Annotated in this window: 23 protein-coding genes and 1 pseudogene; 7 read left to right on the top strand and 17 right to left on the bottom strand. The window is 31.4% G+C overall.

Annotated elements, in window-relative coordinates:
• Positions 1-40: 40 nt before the first annotated feature.
• A complete protein-coding gene (locus HMPREF2737_RS03225; RefSeq protein ID WP_037551495.1) occupies positions 41-490 on the bottom strand; it encodes a MarR family winged helix-turn-helix transcriptional regulator in 450 nt (149 codons plus the stop codon).
• A gap of 151 nt (positions 491-641) precedes the next feature.
• On the opposite strand from HMPREF2737_RS03225, the gene HMPREF2737_RS03220 reads away from it, so the two are divergent.
• On the top strand, positions 642-2,282 hold the full coding sequence (locus HMPREF2737_RS03220) for an alpha-keto acid decarboxylase family protein (RefSeq protein ID WP_037551492.1): 1,641 nt from the start codon (positions 642-644) through the stop codon (positions 2,280-2,282).
• 62 nt (positions 2,283-2,344) lie between these two features.
• Here the strand turns inward: HMPREF2737_RS03220 and HMPREF2737_RS03215 are convergent, their stop codons facing one another.
• Positions 2,345-3,427, bottom strand: coding sequence for a CapA family protein (locus HMPREF2737_RS03215; protein ID WP_176744059.1), 1,083 nt, complete (start codon positions 3,425-3,427; stop codon positions 2,345-2,347).
• Between the two features lie 259 nt (positions 3,428-3,686).
• Between HMPREF2737_RS03215 and HMPREF2737_RS03210 the strand changes: the two genes are divergently transcribed.
• A complete protein-coding gene (locus HMPREF2737_RS03210) occupies positions 3,687-4,019 on the top strand; it encodes an SdpI family protein (protein WP_037551487.1) in 333 nt (110 codons plus the stop codon).
• A gap of 86 nt (positions 4,020-4,105) precedes the next feature.
• On the opposite strand, the gene HMPREF2737_RS03205 is transcribed toward HMPREF2737_RS03210, so the two are convergent.
• The 9 genes from HMPREF2737_RS03205 to HMPREF2737_RS03165 form a co-directional block, all read right to left on the bottom strand.
• A complete protein-coding gene (locus tag HMPREF2737_RS03205) occupies positions 4,106-5,233 on the bottom strand; it encodes a zinc-dependent alcohol dehydrogenase family protein (protein WP_037551478.1) in 1,128 nt (375 codons plus the stop codon).
• Positions 5,234-5,257: 24 nt separating this feature from the next.
• Positions 5,258-6,106 (bottom strand): AhlS family quorum-quenching N-acyl homoserine lactonase, encoded by an 849-nt coding sequence (locus tag HMPREF2737_RS03200; protein WP_037551477.1) that lies wholly within the window; start codon positions 6,104-6,106, stop codon positions 5,258-5,260.
• A 160-nt stretch (positions 6,107-6,266) separates the two neighbouring features.
• Positions 6,267-7,262, bottom strand: a complete 996-nt coding sequence (locus HMPREF2737_RS03195; protein ID WP_037551475.1) for a LacI family DNA-binding transcriptional regulator — start codon at positions 7,260-7,262, stop codon at positions 6,267-6,269.
• Between the two features lie 430 nt (positions 7,263-7,692).
• Positions 7,693-8,454 carry an alpha/beta hydrolase gene (locus HMPREF2737_RS03190; RefSeq protein ID WP_037552600.1) on the bottom strand — a complete coding sequence of 254 codons (762 nt, stop codon included), beginning with the start codon at positions 8,452-8,454 and terminating at the stop codon, positions 7,693-7,695.
• A 194-nt stretch (positions 8,455-8,648) separates the two neighbouring features.
• Positions 8,649-9,332: a Crp/Fnr family transcriptional regulator gene (locus HMPREF2737_RS03185; protein ID WP_037552602.1), complete on the bottom strand. Its 684-nt coding sequence runs from the start codon at positions 9,330-9,332 to the stop codon at positions 8,649-8,651.
• A gap of 34 nt (positions 9,333-9,366) precedes the next feature.
• Entirely contained in the window at positions 9,367-10,797 is a 1,431-nt protein-coding gene (gene arcD, locus HMPREF2737_RS03180; RefSeq protein WP_011274694.1) for an arginine-ornithine antiporter, read from the bottom strand.
• A gap of 168 nt (positions 10,798-10,965) precedes the next feature.
• Positions 10,966-12,201, bottom strand: coding sequence for an arginine deiminase (gene arcA / locus HMPREF2737_RS03175; protein ID WP_011274693.1), 1,236 nt, complete (start codon positions 12,199-12,201; stop codon positions 10,966-10,968).
• A 356-nt stretch (positions 12,202-12,557) separates the two neighbouring features.
• Positions 12,558-13,022, bottom strand: a complete 465-nt coding sequence (locus HMPREF2737_RS03170) for an arginine repressor (protein WP_037552604.1) — start codon at positions 13,020-13,022, stop codon at positions 12,558-12,560.
• A gap of 186 nt (positions 13,023-13,208) precedes the next feature.
• Positions 13,209-13,784 carry an immunodominant staphylococcal antigen IsaB family protein gene (locus HMPREF2737_RS03165; protein ID WP_037552605.1) on the bottom strand — a complete coding sequence of 192 codons (576 nt, stop codon included), beginning with the start codon at positions 13,782-13,784 and terminating at the stop codon, positions 13,209-13,211.
• A 386-nt stretch (positions 13,785-14,170) separates the two neighbouring features.
• Here HMPREF2737_RS03165 and HMPREF2737_RS11560 point away from each other — a divergent pair.
• Positions 14,171-14,293, top strand: a pseudogene (locus HMPREF2737_RS11560) (YolD-like family protein); the annotation flags it as partial.
• Between the two features lie 87 nt (positions 14,294-14,380).
• On the opposite strand, the gene blaI reads toward HMPREF2737_RS11560, so the two are convergent.
• Both blaI and blaR1 read right to left on the bottom strand, forming a co-directional pair.
• Complete coding sequence (blaI, locus tag HMPREF2737_RS03160; RefSeq protein ID WP_001284658.1) at positions 14,381-14,761, bottom strand: penicillinase repressor BlaI; 381 nt, start codon at positions 14,759-14,761, stop codon at positions 14,381-14,383.
• On the bottom strand, positions 14,751-16,508 hold the full coding sequence (blaR1, locus tag HMPREF2737_RS03155) for a beta-lactam sensor/signal transducer BlaR1 (protein ID WP_001096369.1): 1,758 nt from the start codon (positions 16,506-16,508) through the stop codon (positions 14,751-14,753). The genes blaI and blaR1 overlap by 11 nt, the downstream gene beginning before the upstream one ends.
• Before the next feature lie 106 nt (positions 16,509-16,614).
• Between blaR1 and blaZ the strand changes: the two genes are divergently transcribed.
• Positions 16,615-17,460, top strand: coding sequence for a penicillin-hydrolyzing class A beta-lactamase BlaZ (blaZ, locus tag HMPREF2737_RS03150; protein ID WP_000733621.1), 846 nt, complete (start codon positions 16,615-16,617; stop codon positions 17,458-17,460).
• Between the two features lie 309 nt (positions 17,461-17,769).
• Positions 17,770-18,180: a YolD-like family protein gene (locus tag HMPREF2737_RS03145; RefSeq protein WP_000612780.1), complete on the top strand. Its 411-nt coding sequence runs from the start codon at positions 17,770-17,772 to the stop codon at positions 18,178-18,180.
• 28 nt (positions 18,181-18,208) lie between these two features.
• On the opposite strand, the gene HMPREF2737_RS03140 is transcribed toward HMPREF2737_RS03145, so the two are convergent.
• From HMPREF2737_RS03140 to HMPREF2737_RS03130, 3 genes are read right to left on the bottom strand one after another with little or no spacing between them, the layout of a single operon-like run.
• The gene (locus HMPREF2737_RS03140) at positions 18,209-18,574 is read right to left on the bottom strand and encodes a DUF6262 family protein (protein WP_000514485.1); all 366 of its coding nucleotides are present in this window, start codon (positions 18,572-18,574) and stop codon (positions 18,209-18,211) included.
• 8 nt (positions 18,575-18,582) lie between these two features.
• On the bottom strand, positions 18,583-20,646 hold the full coding sequence (locus HMPREF2737_RS03135) for a tyrosine-type recombinase/integrase (RefSeq protein ID WP_000026854.1): 2,064 nt from the start codon (positions 20,644-20,646) through the stop codon (positions 18,583-18,585).
• Between the two features lie 2 nt (positions 20,647-20,648).
• Positions 20,649-21,761 (bottom strand): tyrosine-type recombinase/integrase, encoded by a 1,113-nt coding sequence (locus HMPREF2737_RS03130; protein ID WP_000706211.1) that lies wholly within the window; start codon positions 21,759-21,761, stop codon positions 20,649-20,651.
• A 195-nt stretch (positions 21,762-21,956) separates the two neighbouring features.
• Here HMPREF2737_RS03130 and HMPREF2737_RS11185 point away from each other — a divergent pair, with 195 nt between their 5' ends.
• Positions 21,957-22,241, top strand: a complete 285-nt coding sequence (locus HMPREF2737_RS11185; protein ID WP_080287566.1) for a YolD-like family protein — start codon at positions 21,957-21,959, stop codon at positions 22,239-22,241.
• 110 nt (positions 22,242-22,351) lie between these two features.
• Here HMPREF2737_RS11185 and HMPREF2737_RS03125 read toward each other — a convergent pair whose 3' ends face one another.
• Positions 22,352-22,882, bottom strand: a complete 531-nt coding sequence (locus HMPREF2737_RS03125; RefSeq protein ID WP_037552607.1) for an immunodominant staphylococcal antigen IsaB family protein — start codon at positions 22,880-22,882, stop codon at positions 22,352-22,354.
• 201 nt (positions 22,883-23,083) lie between these two features.
• Here HMPREF2737_RS03125 and HMPREF2737_RS03120 point away from each other — a divergent pair, with 201 nt between their 5' ends.
• Complete coding sequence (locus HMPREF2737_RS03120; protein ID WP_037552609.1) at positions 23,084-23,605, top strand: hypothetical protein; 522 nt, start codon at positions 23,084-23,086, stop codon at positions 23,603-23,605.
• Positions 23,606-23,655 lie beyond the last annotated feature (50 nt).

The following is a 23,655-nucleotide window of genomic DNA, read 5'->3' as shown; positions in this document are numbered from 1 at the left end:
GTAGTCATTTACGCAATGCCTTTTTACTATTCAATCCTATTTACTTCTCATCTTTCAAATGCTGAATATCTTGAAATCCTTCTCTGTAATTCGATAGTTCTTCCATGATGTCATACCAATCATGTCCTACCTTCTGAAAGGTACTCTGCATTAATTCATCTTGTGCTTTATTTAATTTATCAACTAACTTACTGCCTTTAGGCGTTGGAAATAATTGTTTCACACGTCGATCTTCTTCAGATGTTTGTTCAACAATTAACCCTTCTTCCTTCAATTTACGCAACGTCGCATGTGATCCTTGTTTAGAGATTTCTAATGTCTTTAATAATTGCTTAATGGTAATACCAGGCAATTTATTAATGAAGAACAAAAAGCGATGGTGCTGACGACTCATGTCGTATTTTTCAATAATTTCATCTGCCGTTTTTATAAATGTCTTATATGCGAAGTAAAATAACATATGTTCATAATCATTTTTATTACTATCCATAGATTTCTTTCCTTTTCCATTTATGAATGATTATACACATTATAATCAATTTTCAAAAAACAGTCGAAAAAAGGTCAACTAAATTGACTTTATTAGCCAATATAATTATATTGTAAGTGTATTCTAATTTATAAATAAAGGTGGAATGAATATGAAACAACGTGTAGGACAATACTTAATGGATGCAGTACATCATGCAGGCGTCGACAAAATCTTTGGCGTGCCAGGAGACTTCAACCTAGCTTTTCTAGATGACATCGTACGTCATGAAGGCGTTGAATGGGTAGGAACGACTAATGAACTTAACGGTAGTTATGCTGCAGATGGCTATGCACGTATCAATGGACTAGGCGTGCTCGTTACTACATTTGGTGTTGGTGAATTAAGTGCTGTTAACGGTATCGCAGGTTCGTATGCTGAACGTGTCCCAGTGATTGCAATTACAGGCGCGCCAACGCAAGCAGTAGAACAAGCCGGTAAGTATGTGCACCATTCATTGGGTGAAGGTCGTTTCGATAGCTATCAAAAGATGTTCGAACACATTACGACAGCGCAAGCATACATTACTGCTGAGAACGCAACAACTGAAATCCCTAGAGTCATTAATGCTGCTATTCATGAACGTCGCCCAGTGCACATTCATCTTCCTATTGATGTTGCAATGACTGAAATCGAGGTAGATTCAGAGTATGATGTCGCACCAATTCCAGACGTAAATGTTGATCGATATATTAATATGGTCGCTGACAAACTACGCTCCGCTTCACAACCAGTCATTATCACAGGTCATGAAATCAACAGTTTTCACTTACACAAAGCACTCGAGCAATTTGTTAATCAAACACACATTCCAGTCGCTCAATTATCATTAGGTAAAGGGGCATTTAACGAAGAGAACCCCTATTATATTGGCATTTACGATGGCAAAATTGCAGAAGACCAAATTAAAGATTATGTCGATAACAGTGATGCCATTTTAAATATTGGCGCTAAATTAACTGACTCAGCTACAGCCGGTTTCTCTTATGAATTTGATATTGATGATGTGGTTATGCTTAATCATCATAACTTTAAATTGAATGAAACGGTTGCTGAAGATGTGACGCTACCTAGCTTAATTGATGGACTTAATACCATTGATTATCGATATGAGGGCTCGTTCCCTACTTTTGAAAAAGGGACATCAAAAGAAGTCGTATTATCAGATGATATCTTAACGCAATCAACTTACTTTGACATGATGCAACAATTCATTAAAGAGGATGATGTCTTATTAGCTGAGCAAGGTACATCATTCTTCGGTGCGTATGATTTAGCATTACCGAAAGACATGACGTTTATAGGACAACCATTATGGGGTTCTATCGGTTATACTCTACCAGCTACTTTAGGTACGCAAATGGCTGATCCAAATCGCCGTAACATCTTACTAATCGGGGATGGCTCATTACAACTTACAGTTCAAGAGTTATCTACGATGATCCGCCAAGATATCAAACCGATTATCTTTGTGATTAATAACGATGGTTATACAGTAGAACGTTTAATCCACGGCATGGAAGAAACGTACAATGATATCCGTATGTGGGATTATAAAGCCTTACCTAAAGTGTTCGGTGGCGATAATGTTATTGTGCATGACGTGAAAACATCGAATGACTTACAGAACGTCTTTGACGCCATTAACGCTGCTCCAGAGCAATTACACTTCACTGAAGTCACAATGAAGTGGGATGACGCACCAGCTAAACTTCGCGACATTTCAAAAGCCTTTGCAGCACAGAATAAATAGGTCATCTACAATTATTAAAATAAGCCTGTCGCATGTTCTACCATGTCACAGGCTTTTTTGCATCATATACTCTTTTCATCCAAGTATTCAGAATCAATGACATCTTTCGTGATATCTTGAAGATGTTTTATATCCCATTGACTTTTCTTATCGTTTATTAATCCATGTTGTTGGGCTAATTTCTCATTATAATCATCTAAATTATACACTTCAAAATCATGTCTCGTGTCTTTATTGGTAGGATCCCACTGTTGATAATGATTGACCATACTCGTCCACTTCACATTTTCAATATGTGCACCTTTAGGCGCTTTAACTATATCAAAATTTAGTCTTCCTAATAATTGATTATGTTCATCTCCAGTATTTTGCCCATTCAGAAAGTTACCTAATGAATATGCGACAAGTGTTTGATGATTATCACGCTTACTCTTCACCCATTTAATCGGTTGAATGACATGTGGGTGTGTACCAATGACAACATCTACACCCTCATCCGCAAATAATTGAGCGTATTTCTTCTGTGTCTTATTTGGTGTATGGTGATTTTCATTTCCCCAATGGGCAGACACTATCACTACGTCGCTTTGTTGTTTTGCTTTTTGTATATCCTGTTTAATAGTAGCTTCGTCAAACGTTTTAATTGTGTAAGGATATTGTGATGTCATTTCATTTGTACCATATGTATAACTAAGTAAACTCACCTTAATACCATTCACAGTCATAACTGGTATCGTTTGAGCGTCCTTTTCCGAATTAAAAATACCTGTAAATAAAACTTGTTTATCAAACTTATTCCATGTCTTGAGGTGATTTAGGACACCTTCATCACCTTGATCTAATGAATGATTATTGGCACCATTTACCATATCAAATCCGGTTTCGACAACATCTTGAGCAATCTGACTCGGAGTATTGAAGTTCTTAAATCCTGAAAATGGGCGATCATCCCCACCTAATGGAGATTCTTGATTAATAAATGCAAGGTCAGGTGATTGTATGTCGTTCTTAATATGTAAATACATAGGCTTAAAATTGAATGACCCATCTTGTTGCAGTGCATCATTATAGACAACGGGGTGTATTAAATTATCTCCTACTGCAACCACTGATGCTTCATCAGTAACATCTTCAGCCAGTGCCATGCCACAGAGAATTGCAAAAGTGAAAAATAGTACTAAACAACTAACATAATACTTAATCACAAAGTACGCCTTCTTTCATTGAAGAATTTCAACGTCTTTTATATTCAAAACATATTTTAGTTGAGTTGCATAACATTTATTAACGAACTCTTTAATTTTCATTTTAGACAATTACTAATTTTAATGCAATTTGGATAAGAAAAAATTTTAATATATCATTTAGTTGTATAGTCGATAAATTATTAAGGGAGTTTATAATATGATATTATTGCCATTAAGCTTTGTTATGGGTTGCTTTGGTTATATCTTTAAATTCCATCCACCTACCGAGCGCAATCGTTGGTACGGTTATCGAACAACGAAATCAATGGTCAATGATCGTAATTGGATTAAAGCACAAAAACAATTTGGCATCTATTCTTTAAAATACTTATGGGTGTTATTATTGTTTGGAATTATCGGAGTAGTGATTGAAATTGTAGGTATGATGAGAAGTACTGACATTATCATCATGACTGGTTTAGGCATAGAATTGGTAGTAATGCTGTGGTATATGTTTATTGTGTATTGGAAAGTGGAGAAAGCACTTTAATTTTGACTTTATACAACAAGGTCCTCTACTTCATTCATTTGAAATAGAGGACTTTTCGTTATTCAGTCTCAAATTTTTAATTTCAATCAATGCATTTTAACAATAATTCTACCGACATCACCACCAGCTAATTTATCAAATCCTTCATTGATATCATCTAGAGTAATCACTTCACTAATGAGTGGATCAATGTTTAATCTTCCTTGTTTATATAAACTTATAAAACGAGGAATATCTCTATCAGGAACACAGCTTCCTACATAAGAACCTTTAACTGTCCGTTCTTCTGCAGCTAATGTTACTTGTGGAAATGAAAATTCATCTTTAGGATGAGGTAAGCCCGTTGTTACTGTAGTACCCCCTCGTTTAGTAATTTTATAGGCGACTTGCATTGCTGGAACAACCCCTGCTGTTTCAAATGCATATTCTACTCCGCCAGGCACATATTCTTTAATTTGTTCATCTATATCATCATCACTAGAGTTAAATGTCGCGGTAGCTCCAAACTGCTTAGCTAAATCAAATTTGTCTTCATTAATATCTAATGCAATAATTTCATTTGCACCTGCTAACTTAGCACCAATAATGGCATTTAATCCTATACCACCTAGTCCAACTACAGCAACATTACTACCTGGACGAATTTGAGCTGTATTCATCACAGCACCAATACCTGTAATGACAGCACAACCAAATACTGCTGCACGTTCAAATGGTATTTCATCACTGATTTTTACAATAGAATTTTCAGAGACAACTGCGTGTTCTGCAAATCCAGAGACACCTAAATGATGATATACTTGTCCATCTTCATTAGATAATCGAATACCTCCTTCTAACATTTCGCCTTTTTCATTTGCTTTAGCTCCATTTTCACACAAAGCTGGACGTCCTTCTTTACATGGTATACATTTACCACAGCTTGGAATGAAGGTACAAACTACATGGTCACCTTCTTTCACCCTTGTGACACTACTTCCAACTTTTAATACTTCGCCAGTTGCCTCATGACCAAGTACCATTGGTAAAGATCGAGGTCTACTGCCGTTAATTACTGATAAGTCTGAATGGCATAGCCCTGCTGCATGTATTTTTAGCAATACTTCATGCTCATGAGGATCTTCTAACTCTAAGCTCTCAATTTTTAAAGGTTTCGATTCTTTATAAGGTTGAGATGCTTCCATTTCATATAATACTGCTGCTCTTGTTTTCATAATTAAACACTCCCTTGAAAGTCCCTATTCATAATATCCGTCTGTTGATTTTCGAAATTTTGCAAATTGTTCTCCATCGTGGCCAAACCAAATTTGTGCGTTTTTCTCTGCTGCTAATTTTTTTATCTTTTCTACAGAATTTGTCCAACCAACCGAATCATACAAGATACCTGGAGGTTTAAGTGTTGGTTCCATACTTTCTTTCGTATAAATAGCATCTGAGGCGAGAATAATTGTTCCAAGTTCTTCAGTTTCAATTTCTAAGCCAATCATGCCCCATGCATGACCACTGCCAAAATTCAAGACCTTAACGCCATCTACGAGTTTTAAATAATCTTCATCTCGTTTCATAGTCTTCCAAGTTAAATCGTTTTTAATCCATGCGTCTATATCCGCCCATATATACGCACCTTCTTTTTGGTTACGTGCATAAGATTGCATTGTTCCGTTGAGTTCATCGTTATGCACTATGACAGTCGCATTTGTAAAGTATTCAAGACATCCTGCATGATCTAAGTGCAAGTGAGAGGCCACAACAATATCAACATCTTTAGGGTCTATGCCAATTTGTTCAAGTCGATTAGGTAAATGACATGCTTCGTCAGCAAAGTATGGAAACGCTTTTTGTGTTACTGTAATCCAACGCCCATTATCTCCCATAGCATTTGGATTACATGCTGTATCGAATAAAATCTTTGCTTCAGGATGATCAATGAATACAGTATAAATAGGAAATTCATGCATTTCATTAGGCTGATTTGGATTATCCATCGTCGCTTGGTTTGAATTAGCAATCATCAAGTTTTTATCCATCTTCATGCGTCCATTGTCTAGTACGTAAATTTTCATTCTTTGTTTTTTTACATTTACCATGCTACTCATCCCCTTATTAACTTTTGCATGTATTATACATAGATGTTATTTACATTTTACACATAAAAATAATTACTTACAATATTTAAGTATCCTTGTTTGATTTATAAATCAAAACAAGCCTTCCACTTCGTTTGAAATTCGAAATGGAAAGCTCTATTTATGTGCTTTGTCGTTCTACGTTATTTAATTTTAATACATTATTGTTGATTTCAAATTCTGTCTCTTCAAGTAATGCCAATAAATAGTTAATCAATTGCATACCAATGTCATTGACTGGTTGATTGACTGTCGATAATGGAATCTTCAATAAACTAGAAATGGGTTGATTATCATATCCCAAAATGGCGATTTGGTTAGGAATATCTATTTGATGGGCAGTCATAAAGTGCATTAACCCTAATGCCACTTCATCGCTACCTGTAAATATAGCATCTGGTAACTGTTCTTGTCGCAACAATATTTTCCCTATCTGCTCACCATCTTCAATTGTATGAACATTATTAAAAATCCATTCATTTCTAATATCTAGACCATTATCTTTCATCGCTACTCTAAATCCGACATTTCTAGGTTTATTGAAGCAATGATCATAGTAATTATTGTCCGTGCAATAAGCTATGTTTCGATATCCTTTATTAATTAAGTATTGAATGGCATCATACGTCGTTTGACGTTGGGTGGTATGTATAATCTTCACTTTATCAGACTGCATTGACTGATCTGCCGATAAAATAATAGGTCCATATTTCGTATACGTCTCTAAAACCTCTATGTCATTTTCAAGTGCGCCCATTATCACACCAGCAATTTGTCTTTGCTTAAACATATTTAATAATCTTAATTCCTCTTCTTTATCATTATATGTTTGCATAATTAACATATGGTATGGTGTGCCTTTAATTTTTTTATCAATTGCATCAATCAAATACGCGAAATATGGATTCGTAATTCTAGGTACAATGATACCAATCGTATACGACTTGTTAGAACGCAATTGCATAGCGACTGAATTTGGCACATAATCAAGTTCATCCATCGCTTGTTGGATTTTAATTTTCTTATCCTCAGAAATATAAGGATGATGATTTAAATATCTTGAAACCGTCGATATAGATAACCCTGCTCTCTGAGCTACATCTTTTATTGTTGCCATAGTACCACCTTTAATGAAAACGTTTTCATTATTGATGATAGGTTGTTCCCTAGTTTTTGTCAATCACTCAAGTTAGATATTTATCAGTTTAAAAAATATTAAAAGCACGGGAGTGGGACAGAAATAATAATTTCTCAAAATTTATTTTGTCGTATCCCCAGCTTGCTTAGCTTGTAGAATTTCTTTAGGAAATTCTCTTTGCTGGGGCCCCGAACCCCAACTTGCTTATCTTGTAGTATTTCTTTAGGAAATTCTCTTTGTTAGCGCCCCGCCTACCAGGCAAGGATGACTAGGTTTGAAAAAAGCTTGATTCAAGCGCATTTTCAAATCAGTCAGCTACTGACAAAATGATAAAGTAGGCTGAGACATTTTATTTTGTCCCAGACTCCTGCTATTATTCATCATTTGGATTCCAAATTCTTTTTCATTCCTATTCTTCTACTAACCATTCAATTGTGCGTTTGATGGCCTTATCCCAGAACGCATAATCATGTTCACCTGGACCTTCTTCATATTGATAGTCAATTCCTTTATCATCCAAATATGTCATAAATTGTTGATTATCTTCATATAAGAAATCTTCTGTACCACATTGAATCAACAACTTAGGTATGGTCAATCCTTTTTCGATTGCTTCATCAACTAAATGATATGTATCGAGTTCAGTACCCTTGATAGTTGTATCTTCCCCAGTAATTGCTTTTGGTGCGAAATCAGGATAATCAAGTTCCATTAACCCTTGCGCTTGAAAGACAGAAGACAATGGCGATGCTTTAGAGAAGAGTCTTCCTTGTGTTAATGCAAATTTCATCGTGCCGTAACCACCCATCGAATGACCTGCAATAAAATTATCTTCACGTTTTGGTGATAATGGAAGTAGCTTATGTGCGTAGTGATACACTTCCAATATATGGTCATAATAACTATGACCGTACGTCATATTTGCATAGCCACTATGATCTGCATTCGGCATAATAATGGCTAATTGATGTTCATTTGCATATCGCTCAACACTGGTAAAGCGTGTATACGACGTTGCATCACTTGATAATCCATGCAATAGCATAAGTGATTTATAAGATTTAGGTGATTGTGTTTCGTCGAAGAAACTGGCGTCTTCTGGAATAATTGCTACAAATGATTGTTGCATACCTAAAGATGGTGATAAGTAATTGATTGTCATGAGTGCCATGTTGATTGTCGCCCCTTCTAATAATAAATGATTATATCTATTTTACACTTTTTCTGAAAAAGGTGTTACCCAAACATACAAAAAGACGTTAGTAATGTCACCAACGTCTTAAGTAGCAATTATTGTGTTTATATCGGTTTGGTAGTTTAATATAAACGCTTTTTGTATATAAAGGGGGCTTTGTGCCTTATTTATTACTTTATAACCATCCAGTTTTTGCCATTTTTTATTAATTTTTTCTCTTCTTTTAATTCATGTACAATATGGCCAGTTGTTTCACGTGAAATACCTGCTAAATCACTCAGTAATTGAATGGTCATGATATGTTTAATTTCGTAGAATTCATCATGATCGTATCCTATTGCATGACATAAATAATATAGTACTTTCTCAATACGTTCTCTCGCCAACTTTGTGGTTAATGCCATATTGTATTCCCTTAGCAGTTCAAGTTCGTTATTTAACTTTTCGAACAGTGTAACAAATATGTCGTCATGATTTTTACAAAGATATTCCAACATATCTTTAGGTATTCCTATTACATTACATGGTGTTATAGCTGTGCACATCTCGTTTAATTCAATTTTACGAAAGAGATGATTTAACGGAAATAATAGTTGCTCTTTATTAAGCTTACGATAAGCGTCCCCATCTTCATTAATTGTTTCACGCAAAACAATACCGTCTAGTAATAAATACACATAGGTGGGCTGATCAGATGAATAATATATGATTTGTCCTTTATTGTAACGTCGCACGAAACATTCACTCTTGAATGCTTGAATGACACCCGTTGGAATATTTAAGTAAGACGCTAATTGTTTGAGCCCTTCACTTAAATCATTGTCTCTGTTGTTGATATATGTCTTTCCGGCCATTGAGATACACTCCTAAATCTTTTAAAACTTTTTATTAGAATACTGAAACGCTTCCCATCGCTAAGCGAATGATACCTATTATTGCAAGTATGATAATGACTGCAAACAAGATATAGTCACCTTTCGTTAATGGTTTATGGTTATTACGTTGTACGAAACGATAAACAAATAGACCAGGGATGTAGAGCAACATGGTTAATAACAAGTAATCAATACCTGCAGCGTACACAAGCCATATCGCATAGATTGATGCAATAATACCGATTGCCCATTGTTTCACTGTAGCGTGTCCTTTATGCTCAATTGTGTATTTCAATTGATAAAAGGCACTAAACATATACGGAATTAAAATCGCGCTTGATGCAAGTGAAAACGCAAATTGATATGCACTGTCTGTAAATAACATGCTAATTAAGAATATTTGTACTAGAATGTTTGTAATTAATAATGCATTGATTGGTGCTTTATTTTTATTTTCTTTAGCAAACCATTTCGGGAACAAGCCATCTTTAGCCACTATAAATGGTAGCTCACCAGCTAGTAATGTCCAACCAAGCCATGCACCTAAAACAGAAATAATTAATCCAATGTTAACGAGTACTGAACCCCAATGACCAACGATATGTTCTAACACTTGTGCCATTGATGGGCTTGCAAGATCAGCAATTTGATTTTGTTGAATGACGCCTTGTGCCAATACAGTCATTAAGAAGTAAATAACAAGTACTGAAACAAGTCCAATTACTGTAGCAGTGCCTACGTCTTTTTTCGATTTAGCACGACCTGAGAATACCACTGCACCTTCAATACCAGTGAATACCCATACGGTTACAAGCATTGTACTCTTAACTTGAGACATTGTATCGCCCCAACTAAATATACCTGTACCACCGCTTGTCATTCCGTAGAACCCTGCTTTAAATGTATCGAAATTAAATACTACAATCATACAAATGATGACTAAGAATATAGGAATTAACTTTGCAACAGTTACAATACTATTGATAAAAGCTGCGGTTTCAACACCTCTAAGTATTAAGAAGTGCACACCCCATAATAAGAAAGAAGCGACGATAATACTTGGTAGCGTATTACCACCTTTGAAGATTGGGAAGAAGTTACCTACTGCTGACATCAATAATGTTGCATAGGCTACGTTACCTAGAAACGCAGCAAACCAGTAGCCCCAAGCACTTGAGAAACCAATAAAGTCGCCAAATCCAGCCTGTGCATAACTGTAAATTCCACCTTCTAAGTCCGGTCTTACATTAGTGAGATTTTGGAAGACAAATGCGAGTGAAATCATTCCGATTGCGGTGATAATCCATCCAATCATAATTGCTAAACCACCGGCTTGACCACCCATATCAGAAATGATATTAAATGCACCGCCACCAATCATAGAACCAATGACTAAGCCAATAAGTGACGTTTTACCAAGTTTGTTTGTGTCTGATTCATTCATAATTCATTTCCCCTTCTAAGGAGGATTACTTTTAAATTAAGGGCTTGAAGCATCATTATTCAATTGTCTGGTAACCCTGCTTCAAACCCTTCTCCTTGTGTTATATTTCTACATCACTTTCCCTGCGATGTATTTTTCAAAAAAGTCCTTACGTTTGCTCGAAATACTTTAAATATCTTCTCTAAATAATGGTTGGCTCATACATCTTGGGCCCCCACGTCCACGAACAAGTTCACTACCAGTAATTTCAAGCACTTTAATGCCTTTATCACGAAGTAATTGGTTTGATACGTAGTTTCGGTCATAAGTAACGACCACACCTGGGCGTATACATAGCGTGTTTGAACCGTCATTCCATTGTTCACGTGCGCCGTCTATCACGTCACCATTACCAGTTGGGATAAACTCGATTTTTTCAACGCCAAGTACGTCTGCTAGCGTTTCACGTAGTTTATTAGAATGTGTAATTTTGATATCATCTTTTGCTTCATCGTATTCAATCGTAAATAAATTCATGTTATTTTCTTCTTTGAAAATAGCTGAATGCACTGTGAATTTATCGTAGTCAATCATTGTGAATACTGTATCTAAATGCATGAACGTACGACTATTTGGAATTTCAATCGCAATTACTTTCTTGAATGTCGTAGATTCATCTTTAAATATATTACGTGCTAAGCGTTCAATTGCTTGTGCTGATGTACGTTCAGATATACCAATGGCTAAAGCTTCTTTAGATAGAATTAATTCATCTCCACCTTCGATATTAAATGGTGAGTTTCGGTCTAACCATACTGGTACATCTGCATCTTTAAATCTTGGATGATATTTTAAAATGTATGTCATAAATAGTGATTCTCTGCGACGTGCTCTCCAATACATTCTGTTAATTGTCATACCTCTACCTACTGATGCTTGAGGATCACGTGTAAAGTAAAGGTTAGGCATTGGGTCTAAATAGAATGGATATCTATCATCCATGTATTCAACGAGATGTGTTGTTTTTAGTTCAATTTCTTCTTTTCTCACACCAGCCATAATTTTATCGATTAATTCTTGATCTGATAACTTCGCAAAAAACGTTTTAATTTCAGCTTCATGTCCTAATACTGTTTTTTGAGATTCTGCAAGAATATCGTCAATGAACTGTTCTCGCACATCTTTATCTGCAATTGCTTCAGCTGCTAGTTTTTCTAAATAAACAACTTCCACACCTTCATCACGAAGTGTTTGTGCAAATTTGTCGTGCTCTTCTTGCGCCACTTTTAAATAAGGAATATCATCGAATAGCAAGCCACTTAAGTGATCTGGTACTAAATTTTCTAATTCTTTACCAGGTCGTTTGAGTAATACTGTTTTTAATCTACCGATTTCACTGTTTACTTGAATAGGTCCTTGTGTCATATTCATTTCCTCCTTTATTTATCTACAATTAGAGTATAAAGCGCTTTCAAAAAATTTTATGTGATTGTTTTCACAATATGAACGTGTGCTAGTTCATGCTTTCTGGTTATTCAATGCATATTTGTGATTGAATATACAAAATCATTGGGCATTTGGTGCTTTTTATGTATATTCCATTTATTTTCGTATGATAATATTTTTAAGAAAAGTTTTTTATGCATTATTCTGTATTTATAAACACCCGTGATTTGTATCTACAATTATATAACTACTTAGGTTATGAACATTATAAATTAGGTGTGTTACACTCTATTATAGATAATATAAAAAAGTAAATCCACATTATATTTTATACATTAATTTGAATATTTATGATTAAATAATTTATAATGCACATATTTAGCCATTTCTTCAGAATTAGTTAGTACCATCAATGTGTCATTGCCACCTACTGTCCCTAATATTTCATTAATATTCATTCGATCAATGAAATAATTAATGCATTGCGCAAATCCTGGAGATGTTTTGATAAGTATGTAGTTATCTTTTATTATGATACTTTTAATTTCACTGTCATAATAATGTAGCAGTTTCGTTTTAGCATCCATTTGTTGCGTATTATCTAACTTCTTATAATAGGATTGATTACTTACAGCTGGAACTTTAAAAATCTTTAATTCTTTCAAATCTCTTGAAATCGTAGTTACGCTATAACGCACCCCAAAATGCGTATCGATGTAATCTGCAATCTCTTCCTTTTTGTTAAATCGGTTATTCTTAACTACCGTTGCGATGAGATCTAGACGTTTATTCTTTTTCATATTATAAACTCCCTCTATCCCTATACAGCCTACTGCTATATTTATGTTTTACTTTTAACATATCATTTTTTTGTCTTTCTTTGTGTGGGGTATTTCATAAAATCTGTTTTAACTTTAATTATTTACATAAAAACGCCCCAAAAGTAAGATTTATCATCCAACTATTGAGGTGTCTTTCAAGTTATGCTATTTTGATTCTTTCATTGCTTGTTTTACAGTGCTATAGCCTATTACCACGCGATCAACTTTACCGTTATCTACATCAAACCATACCGTCATTCCTTTTGAATTTGGTTGGTAGAAATAGATACCTGTTGTATTATGCTTTTGGTTATTTACCTTTTGTAAATCTTTACCATAAGTTTTATTTAATTGATCCAATGTCATTTTACCCGTTACGTTTAAATCAAGTAATGATGCTGTTTTACCATCTTTCGAAACGTTTCTAAAATATTGATCATATTTTTTCACATTTTTAGATGATGTTGTTGCTTTCAATTTAATACCATTGAATGTAACATTTTCAGCTTTTACCGCATTTTTAAAATGTTTATCTAATACAAAAGATACGTCTTGACCTGCATATCCTTTATAATTGTAATATGCAGATGTCGCATTCGCTTTAGAATGAGTTGTGTTTGTTGTAGCTTTAGATTCAGCATGTGCAATAGATGTTTCCGTCAATGCACTTGTAAAACCTACACCAAATAATGTGCTTAGTGCTAATGTCGTTGCAACTAATGCTTTTGTAGTTTTTCTCAAATTAGAAGCCTTCTTTCTTTATAACTAAACATATCATACGCCATTCTTGATTGTTATACAATTTTGGTTAACTAATTAGAAGTGTTTAATATTTGATGTAATGTTGTTTATAATTACACAAAATTAAATTTCACAAATCGTTAAATAATTTTTTTATATAAATTATGTTATACTAAATATAGGAGTAACATCCCCATTAACTCCTTCACAAAAAGTTATATTATGTAATAACTATAGCCATAAGTTTACTTCCCCTTTGTTAAACTTATGGCTCTTTTATATAGTCTTTTTTACTTTTCCAAAATAAATATAAAATTAATTTATATTGTAGAAAACCACTTCCAAAATACGAACATATGTTCTATAATGAATTTGAGGTGGTTAACATGATTCCAAATCCTAATGCGCCAGATGAGTATAAATATGAAACAGATTATCGTAAAATACCAAGACAATATCTAGACGCTAACATTCCTCAAGGACGTGGCATGGTGAAGTGGGCTCCGTTTATTATATGTACTAATCTCATAAAAAATCTAATTTAATAGGGTTCAAACATATTTTATATATGTATTATGTTTGAACCCTATATCTATTTATTTTTTACTAATATCATTTAAAATGTCTCGCAATTCTTCAATTTCTTTGTTATTTAATTCTTCATTTTTCGCAAAATTAAGCACTAAACTTTTCATATCCCCTCCATACAATTTATTAAGAAAGGTTTTAGCAGTTTTCATTTTAATATCATCTTCTTTAATAATTGATGAGTAAAAATAAATATTATTATATTTATATCGTTTTATAATCTCTTTTTTATATAGTCTTGTAATTAATGTTCTAATCGTCTTATCGCTAACTTCTTTATTTTTTTGAATCTCAACTACAATTTCATTAGCTGATACTGATTTTTTATTCCATATTATATTCATAACATCCCATTCAGCCATAGATATTTCAACTTGCTTATTGGCCATTTAAAACACCCATTTCTTTTAATATTTTTTCATTTATTAATTTAGCATTTTCACCAGAGGCTTTTTCATCTGATAAATGTGTAGAAAAATAATACTTATCATGATTTGTAATTACGTAACCTACAAACCACCCATTATTATATTTCCCGTTTACTATACCTGTACCTGTTTTCCCATACAATTCATAATTTTCATTTTTTCTAATCAATAACGAAGAAGATAATTGTTTCTTTTCATTTTTACTAAAATGGTTATTTTGTTCCATCATATTTTTTAAAACTATTACTTGTTCAAGATTAGATATTTTCAAACTATCTTCCAACCAATAGGCTTTATAACTTCCCAAATTTTTATTACCATAATTTAATTGCTTGAGTTGATCAGAAGTATAGTTCTTTGATAATTGATTACTAATACGTTCGAAGTACCAATTAACTGAGTTTTGTATTGCCGTATTTAAATCTTGATCCTTATTCCAAGAATCGAAAGGATAATGATTATGATTCCATGACATACGTGAATTTTTATCACTTATAATATGACGGTCAAGTCCAAACAGTGCTAAATAAATTTTGTAAGTTGAATCAGGAGAATATCTTTTTCTACTTTCTTTTTCATTATAAATATAGTATTTGTCTTTCTTCATGCTGTACATAACGAAAGATCCACTATTTGAACCAAAATTTTTACTTTCATCTAAAATTTGGTAATCGCTTTGTAAGGGCTTTTTATAATTATAATCAGTTAAGGATTGCCCCATTAAAAACTGGCTTTGAATTATCATGATAAAAAAAGTAAAAATACAAATAAAAATTAGAATTAATTTTGACTGCTTCTTCAGATTGGCTTCTTTTATATTAATTAATCTTCTTTTGAGTAATGATTTTTTACCATTAAATGAATGGCTTAATATATTTTTGTTGAAAAATGAGGTTTTTAATACGGAATCCATAATAGCTTCCGCATAAGACTTAAATTCATATTTGTTAATATTATTAAGGACAAATCTATCGGCTTCTACTTCATTGTCATGAATCATCTTTCTTTTTACAATTTGTATTAGTGGATTATAACTCATAGCAATAGAAAAAATATGAAAGATAATTAAATGCAAAGTATCTCTGTTTTTAGCATGAGCATACTCGTGCAATATTATATATTTTAGTTTTTTGTCATTTATACTTTTAAAATATAAACTGGGAATCAAAATAATATATTTTCCATACCAAAAAGTTATTGGAGAATGAATAGATTCTGCTTTTCGAATCACAATATTTCTTTTATATTGATGATTGAAAAGTATCTTGTTTATTTTATCTTTTTCTTTTTCATTTAGATAAAGTGACTGTTTCTTTAAATACTTAAGATATAATAAAGAATTTAAAAATTTAAAACTTAAAATAATAACTAAAACTATCCAAATAACTGTGCAGATATTATCTATTGAATCCCAATTAAACTTATGGATGTCTGTTGTAAACTCATGAACAGGTTTAGTGGTATTTATGTTAGGATTCAAATTGTGTGAATTACTTTCAACTGTGGGCTCTTGATTATTCAAATTATTAAATTTAAAAAAAGAGAATTTAATAGGGATGAAAGGAATTAATCCTGCAAGAAGAGTTAGATACCAAACTTTATAATTTAACATATAATTAAAATAGCGTTTTAATATGTACCTAAAAAATAATAACAATAGAAATATAAAACAAAAGCTTACTATGCTCATTATTAATAACTTAGCCATTTCAACACCTTCTTTCAAATATTTATAATAAACTATTGACGCGAATATTACAATTGTAATATTATTGATTTATAGAAATTACAACTGTAATATTGGAGGGTATATTTTGAAAAAGTTAATACTTTTAATTGCAATTGCTTTAGTTTTAAGTGCATGTAATTCAACCAGTTCACATGCTAAAGAGTTAAATAATTTAGAAAAGAAATATAATGCTAATATTGGTGTCTATGCATTAGATACTAAAAGTGGTAAGGAAGTAAAATTTAATGCCGATAAGAGATTTGCCTATGCTTCAACTTCAAAAGCGATAAATAGTGCTATTTTGTTAGAACAAGTACCTTATAATAAGTTAAATAAAAAAGTACATATTAACAAAGATGATATAGTTGCTTATTCTCCTATTTTAGAAAAATATGTAGGAAAAGATATCACTTTAAAAGAACTTATTGAAGCTTCAATGAAGTATAGTGATAATACAGCAAACAATAAAATTATAAACGAAATCGGTGGAATCAAAAAAATTAAAAAACGTTTAAAAAAATTGGGAGATAAAGTAACAAATCCAGTTAGATATGAAATAGAATTAAATTACTATTCACCAAAGAGCAAAAAAGATACTTCAACGCCTGCTGCTTTCGGCAAGACTTTAAATAAACTTATCGCAAATGGAAAATTAAGCAAAAAAAATAAAAATTTCTTACTTGATTTAATGTTAAATAATAAAAACGGAGACACTTTAATTAAAGATGGTGTTCCAAAAGACTATAAGGTTGCTGATAAAAGTGGTCAAGCAATAACATATGCTTCTAGAAATGATGTAGCTTTTATTTATCCTAAGAACCAATCTGAACCTATTATTTTAGTCATTTTTACGAATAAAGACAATAAAAGTGATAAACCTAATGATAAATTGATAAGTGAAACCGCCAAGAATGTAATAAACAAATTTTAATAGTCTAAATGTACTACAAAAACTGATATAATTCTATCTTTCATAAAACTTCATAATATCGAAGAACATATATATTATTTATAATTATATATGTTCTATTTTTTTATGTTCACATTTTTTAAAAGAGAAAATACTATTAACATACCAAACATCATAATTCCAGTTACTATAATTATAAATGCTCGATAATCTTACTCAACTTTTCCATATAGAAAATAACTTATTTTAAATTAATTAATCACATTAAAAAATTATATAATCCTTGCCAAAAAAGAACATACGTTCTACAATGATGATGAGGTGGTAAACATGATTCCAAATCCTAATGCGCCAGATGAATATAAATATGAAACTGATTATAGAAAAATACCAAGAAAATATTTAAACCCTAAAATCCCTCAAGGGCGTGGAAAAATCAAATGGCAAGCTTTTGCGACTCTCCCGCAACAGTTTGAAATTTTAGAACAAATTATAAAGGATCAAAATAAAATAGAAAAACCATTGCTAACACATGATTCATTAGATAATTTAGATCAGATTTTTCAAATAAAAATTCAAAATGATGAGTTATGTACAATCTCATATTGGGAAGACGGCAGCATTTCAAACTATACAGGAAAAATTTTGAAAATTGATACAATCAATGGTTATTTTACATTTTACGATTCTACAAATACTAAACATACTTTTTTCAATACTAATGTGTATAATATCTCTTAAACTTGAATTATTTCTCTTTACCTGTGTATTAAATATCTTCATATATTTTATTATATAATGTGTTTATTTCATCTTTGAGCCTCTTTTTCTCATTTTCTAAAGATTTTACTCTCCTTTTTAATGAAGAAATTAATGCGTCTTTACCGTCACTGTTATTTTTATGTACAAATATGTCTTTACTTTGTTCACGTAACTCTTCGATTCTCTTTCGAATTTTACTATTATTATATAAAGTAGCTTTAGATACATTTGAATGCTTAGCAACAATATTAAAGTTAATTTCTTCATTTTTTCGAACCAATTCATTTATTGCTTTAGAAACTTTTTGCTCGGTTTTAACTTTTCGTTCTGCATGTAATTGTTTTAATTGTTCTTGTCTATTAAATTTTCCCATCTTAACCTCTATACTTTTATTCTATTACTTCTCCCGAATATAATGTTTCCATCTTTTATATTACCTAATATTTCTTCATATTTATTTAATATATTAGTATGTTTTTCAACTATATCTTGTCTATTATTATTTTTAGCTAATTCTATGGATTTGACCGTTGATTTGATATGTAATTCATATTTTTCAACATCTAAATCAGAAAATCCAATAGCTAGATCCTTACATGGTTTCCCAGAATTACAAGTTAAGCATGGCGGAGCTTCCATATATGGACAATCACCGCTCAATCTAGCATGACAAGTACCATAAGGATTGTCCATTGCGTTTAATTTATGTTCTTGCCATAAAGAATTCAATGCTTTTTCTGATAATTCACTACTATGCTGTATATTTTTAATTTTACCGTCAACATCAAAACTAAAAGCCCCTTGATCAATAACTGATTCAAAAGCCTTTCTTTTTGTATCATCAAGTAACTTAGCATATCTGAGTGTCATTTCTGGTGAGGAATGTGCTAATAATTCTTGTATGGTTAATATATCTGCTCCACCATTTAACAATTTCACTGCATAAGTATGTCTAAACTGATGAGTTTTGAAATGGAAGACTTCACCTTGTTCATCAAGAATATTTTTTGTTTTTGCTAAATGATTTAAGTGTGCTCTGACCATATGCTGTGTAAAGGGCATTCCTTTTCTTTTTCCTTTATGAATAGCAAAAATATAATTATTAGGGTTGTTATCTTTTGTACTTTTAATTTTAGAATTGGCTATTAAAACTGCTACTATATCAGCTAATTCATTATCGATTGGTATCCTATGTCCTTTAACAAAAGTTTTAGCAATATCAGTAATTATTGAAAACTTTCCATTAACTTTTGCAAGACAATTATTTTTTAATGTTAATACATCAGAAATTCTTAGTCCTGTTTTAAAAGCTATCCAAACTACAGGTATTAAATCTTTGTGCAAATCATTTATATGCTCAAAAAGCTGTTCCAATACAAAATCTGGGATATAATCAATTTGGCTACTATTTTTCTTTTCGCGCTTAGGAAAGTCTTGAGGATAAATTAAAAAACGTATATCTTCAGAGGGGGCTATATCATAATTTTGACTAGCAATATCATTTAAGAACCTTCTAATTGCTTTTAATTCTTCTCTAACGAAGTTCCTAGAACTTTGCACATTTTTACTATTAGCATATTCAAATAAAAATTCTATATATGCTTCGATATGACATCTATCTAGTTCATTTAAACTATTCCTTGTTTCTTTATTTTTAGATATATTTTGAAAAAACCTAGTCAAAACTCTTATATAAAATCTTGCTGTAGCAAATGCTATATCACCAGTTATCAAACGATTTTTTAAATATTTTTTTGCTAATTCTCGCATTTTAATTGACTCAATTTTTTCAAAGTTCAAATAATTACCAGTTAGTGTTTTATTATAACTCAATCCATATTTTTCTAAATTTCTAATATCCCATTTATCTTTTTCCCATTCTTCTCGCTTATCAATAAATTTATTTAGATTAATATACATATTCTTTAAAAAAGAAGCTAGTCCACTTTTATGTTCATAATCACCAAAAACTATTGTTGATGATTTTCTTTTTATAGGTATATTATTTTTAGTCAACCAACTAAACCAGTACTTTTCTAACATATTAATATCACAATCTAGTAAAGAATTTAAATTTGGATAAACTTCATTAAAGAACTCAGCAATCTTGTTAAGTTTCACTGCTCCAGTATTAAATACATTAGATAAAGACCAATCCTCTTTAACTATAAGTTTCAAAAAAAGGTATTTAAATTCTAAATTCAAATTTTCACTTTTAATCCTAAAGAAAATATTTTTTCTTTTGTCTTTATAGTTCTTGATACTATCTTGAAATTGCTCGAACTTGTTAAAAGCTGAAATGTGCCATTCATCATTTTTTAAAAAGTAATCATCATATATTTCAGTTATTAGCACTTCTCCTTTTATGTTTATAGTTCTACTTTGTAATGTACATAATTCATTAATCATAGTACTGTTTGTAGGCAAATTAATTGGTATTGACATAGTTATTCCCCTTTATTAAAAACTTGAAATTGATGCTTAACTTTATTCCAATCTTCACGTATATCTTCTTCAGTGGGATGAACATATAAATTAATAGTCGTTTGTATATTACTATGACCGAGTCTTTCTTGAACTTGTTTAATATCCTTAGTTTCATTATAAAAAACAGTTGCATGTGTATGGCGAAATAAATGGGGGTGAACATTTATAGATGTTTTATGTTTTAGCCTTTTAAATAATGAATATATATCACTATAATGCATAGCTTCTCCTACATTTCTACCCTTTATTTTTACAAAAAGATAATCAGAACATATGGAAAGTTCGTCAATTATTTCGTACACATAATCGTCATATAAATCAATTAACGATTGAGAAATAAATATTTTTCTTTCACCAGTTTTTAAATAAGTACCATTGCTATTAAATCTATTTTTCAAAACTATTTGGTGACCTTTTCTAAAATCAAATTTGATATCATCAATGCGTAATGATAATACCTCACCTATACGTAATCCTGTTTCATATAATAATTGTATTAAGAATTTATCTCTAATATTATTAGCTGCTCCTAATAATTTCTTAACCTCAACATTGGTTAACACTTCTAGTTTTTTCTTTGGTTCTTTTACTTTCAAAATATTTTTCAACATTCCATAGTCCTTGTTTACGTGATGCATGAAACTTTTATATTTTTTAGAGTATTTACTTTCCGTATGTATAAAATCATAGAAATTAACATCTAATTTTTTGCTCCTATAGAGATAATCATAAAAATTAGATACTACAGTAATAGTCAGATTAATTGTCTTAGGACTAATGCTTTTTCCTTTTCGGTGATAAGAGAGGACATTCTCATATTCAAAAGGTGTTTTCATCCATCTTATAAAATCAACAAAGTTATCAAAACTAACTTCTTTATAGCATATCTTTTTACTTTCTAAGTAAACAAAAAATTTTTTTAGTGCATAGGCATAGGTTTTCTTGGTATTTAAACTTTTATTAACACTATCCAGATACTTCAAATATCTTACTGCATCTACTATAGGTTCATTATTACCATCTAAAATCATAAAATTGATACCATTCTTAGATTTTACTTCTACTATTTTCATAATAATCTCATTTCTAATTTTAATAGTATAAGTATACACTATTCGAACTCTTTTTACATCATACATATTAAACTTATTACACGTAATAAAAAAAGACTATTTAATATTTTTACTTTGTTCATTTTTTCTTAAAATATGATTCATTTTAAACAAAATAGTCTATATCCTTCAATATATATATAACCCTTTGCGACAATGCCAGAACAATATCTACGATTGAATGATTTTATTGAGGAACAGAATAAAATTGCCATGCCTTCATTGTCAGATGATCAATTCGAAAATATCAATCGACAGCTCACATATAAATTCACACAGCACCAACTGGCAATGATTAGTTATTGGAGAAATGGCTATATCCAATCAATTGCAGCGTATATACGTCGTATCGACTCGCTAAATCGCTGTATCACAATTAGTAACGAGAACGGTTCACAAACGATGAAACTCGATTTTGAGGTTATTTGTAATGTAGAGTAAGTGTGCTGCGTAATTAGTGACTCATATCATTGAAACATGAGTTTTATTTTAACTAGAGATAAATTAAAGCGCATAGATGAGGAAGTCCCATTTATGCGCTCTTCTAAATATTATTTACTTGTTGTAAAGCCTACGTAACTAATATCTACTTCTATAACTTTATTGTTATTAAGAACAAATGATGTTGCTAAACCATCTTTATTTGGTTTATAAACGTAAATACCGCTACCTTTAACATTATTGTTGCCTTTTACTTTTTTCAAATCTTTACCATAAGCTTTTTTAAGTTGACTGTACGTTAAATCGCCTTTAACTATAAATTGTAATTTATTCGCTTTTTTGCCATTGCTTGTTACGCCAGTAAATTTCTGATTATACTTTTCTTTTACAGTTGTGCTATTTGTTTTAGCAAGTTTGATACCATTAAATTTAATGTTGTCGTGTTTGATTGCGTTAATAAAGTTCTTGTCTGTTAAGAATTTAGCGTCTTTATCAACGTAACCATTATAAGAGTAGTAATACCCTTTAGTTTGCGTTGCTGCATGGGCAGTATCTTGTACTGGTAATACAGCGCTGCTCACTCCTAAAAGTGTTCCAAATGCTAATGTTGTTGAGGCAATAGTTTTAACTACTTTATTCATGTTAGTCCTTCTTTCTATATTAGAATTACACTTCATTTATATTATCGCACAATACATACAAACATTCACTGTACTTAAGACCTATTTATCAAAAATTTTAGTAAACAAAATTTAATATTATAAAATTGTGTAAATACTATCTATTTTATGAAGTTTTATTATAATAAGATAAAGAAATGAATTAAGGACGGAGGATACACCTTGAAAAAAGTATTGGCAGGTATCGTCATTTTATTACTTGTTGTTGCTTTAGGTTTTTCAATATTCTTTGCAGCAACTGGTACTAAACAATCAAATTCAAGTGATGATCATAAAACTGAGAAGCATGATAAAAAAGAGAAGAAAGATAAAACGAAAGAAGAACAAACTGATGAGCAATCTACTACATCTAATAATGGAGAAAATGCACAATCAGAACCAACGTCAAACAACACTGTAAACACGCAACAAAGTTATTCTACACAACAAAATAACTCGACAACTCGAACACAAGAATCTAAAACAAAAGAAAGCAGTTCAAGACAAAAGAGTTCAGAAAGTGCTACTTCAGAAAAAAATACTAAAGAAACTCAAACAACACAACAACCAAGTACACAACAACCTTCTACGCAACAGCCATCAACATCACAACCTAGCACACAGAATAAAACGACAACTAACAATAGTTCAACACAAAGTTCAAGTAGTTCTGGTAGTTCAAGTGATTCTAAAGATAAAAATTAAACATAGTAACAATAATATAGGCTCTATAATAAATTGGACTGATGACTAAA

Source organism: Staphylococcus sp. HMSC069D12, from assembly GCF_001810405.1.
Lineage (GTDB): Bacteria > Bacillota > Bacilli > Staphylococcales > Staphylococcaceae > Staphylococcus > Staphylococcus haemolyticus.
The sequence above is the reverse complement of the archived record's forward strand: the minus strand, read 5'-3'. Positions and strand labels throughout refer to the sequence as shown.

Bases quoted from the DNA above. Each gene is read 5' to 3' on its own strand.
- HMPREF2737_RS03225 (WP_037551495.1), bottom strand. From the start codon at position 490: ATGGATAGTAATAAAAATGATTATGAACATATGTTATTTTACTTCGCA.
- HMPREF2737_RS03220 (WP_037551492.1), top strand. From the start codon at position 642: ATGAAACAACGTGTAGGACAATACTTAATGGATGCAGTACATCATGCA.
- HMPREF2737_RS03215 (WP_176744059.1), bottom strand. From the start codon at position 3,427: ATGGCACTGGCTGAAGATGTTACTGATGAAGCATCAGTGGTTGCAGTA.
- HMPREF2737_RS03210 (WP_037551487.1), top strand. From the start codon at position 3,687: ATGATATTATTGCCATTAAGCTTTGTTATGGGTTGCTTTGGTTATATC.
- HMPREF2737_RS03205 (WP_037551478.1), bottom strand. From the start codon at position 5,233: ATGAAAACAAGAGCAGCAGTATTATATGAAATGGAAGCATCTCAACCT.
- HMPREF2737_RS03200 (WP_037551477.1), bottom strand. From the start codon at position 6,106: ATGGTAAATGTAAAAAAACAAAGAATGAAAATTTACGTACTAGACAAT.
- HMPREF2737_RS03195 (WP_037551475.1), bottom strand. From the start codon at position 7,262: ATGGCAACAATAAAAGATGTAGCTCAGAGAGCAGGGTTATCTATATCG.
- HMPREF2737_RS03190 (WP_037552600.1), bottom strand. From the start codon at position 8,454: ATGGCACTCATGACAATCAATTACTTATCACCATCTTTAGGTATGCAA.
- HMPREF2737_RS03185 (WP_037552602.1), bottom strand. From the start codon at position 9,332: ATGGCCGGAAAGACATATATCAACAACAGAGACAATGATTTAAGTGAA.
- arcD (WP_011274694.1), bottom strand. From the start codon at position 10,797: ATGAATGAATCAGACACAAACAAACTTGGTAAAACGTCACTTATTGGC.
- arcA (WP_011274693.1), bottom strand. From the start codon at position 12,201: ATGACACAAGGACCTATTCAAGTAAACAGTGAAATCGGTAGATTAAAA.
- HMPREF2737_RS03170 (WP_037552604.1), bottom strand. From the start codon at position 13,022: ATGAAAAAGAATAAACGTCTAGATCTCATCGCAACGGTAGTTAAGAAT.
- blaI (WP_001284658.1), bottom strand. From the start codon at position 14,761: ATGGCCAATAAGCAAGTTGAAATATCTATGGCTGAATGGGATGTTATG.
- blaR1 (WP_001096369.1), bottom strand. From the start codon at position 16,508: ATGGCTAAGTTATTAATAATGAGCATAGTAAGCTTTTGTTTTATATTT.
- HMPREF2737_RS03145 (WP_000612780.1), top strand. From the start codon at position 17,770: ATGATTCCAAATCCTAATGCGCCAGATGAATATAAATATGAAACTGAT.
- HMPREF2737_RS03140 (WP_000514485.1), bottom strand. From the start codon at position 18,574: ATGGGAAAATTTAATAGACAAGAACAATTAAAACAATTACATGCAGAA.
- HMPREF2737_RS03135 (WP_000026854.1), bottom strand. From the start codon at position 20,646: ATGTCAATACCAATTAATTTGCCTACAAACAGTACTATGATTAATGAA.
- HMPREF2737_RS03130 (WP_000706211.1), bottom strand. From the start codon at position 21,761: ATGAAAATAGTAGAAGTAAAATCTAAGAATGGTATCAATTTTATGATT.
- HMPREF2737_RS11185 (WP_080287566.1), top strand. From the start codon at position 21,957: ATGCCAGAACAATATCTACGATTGAATGATTTTATTGAGGAACAGAAT.
- HMPREF2737_RS03125 (WP_037552607.1), bottom strand. From the start codon at position 22,882: ATGAATAAAGTAGTTAAAACTATTGCCTCAACAACATTAGCATTTGGA.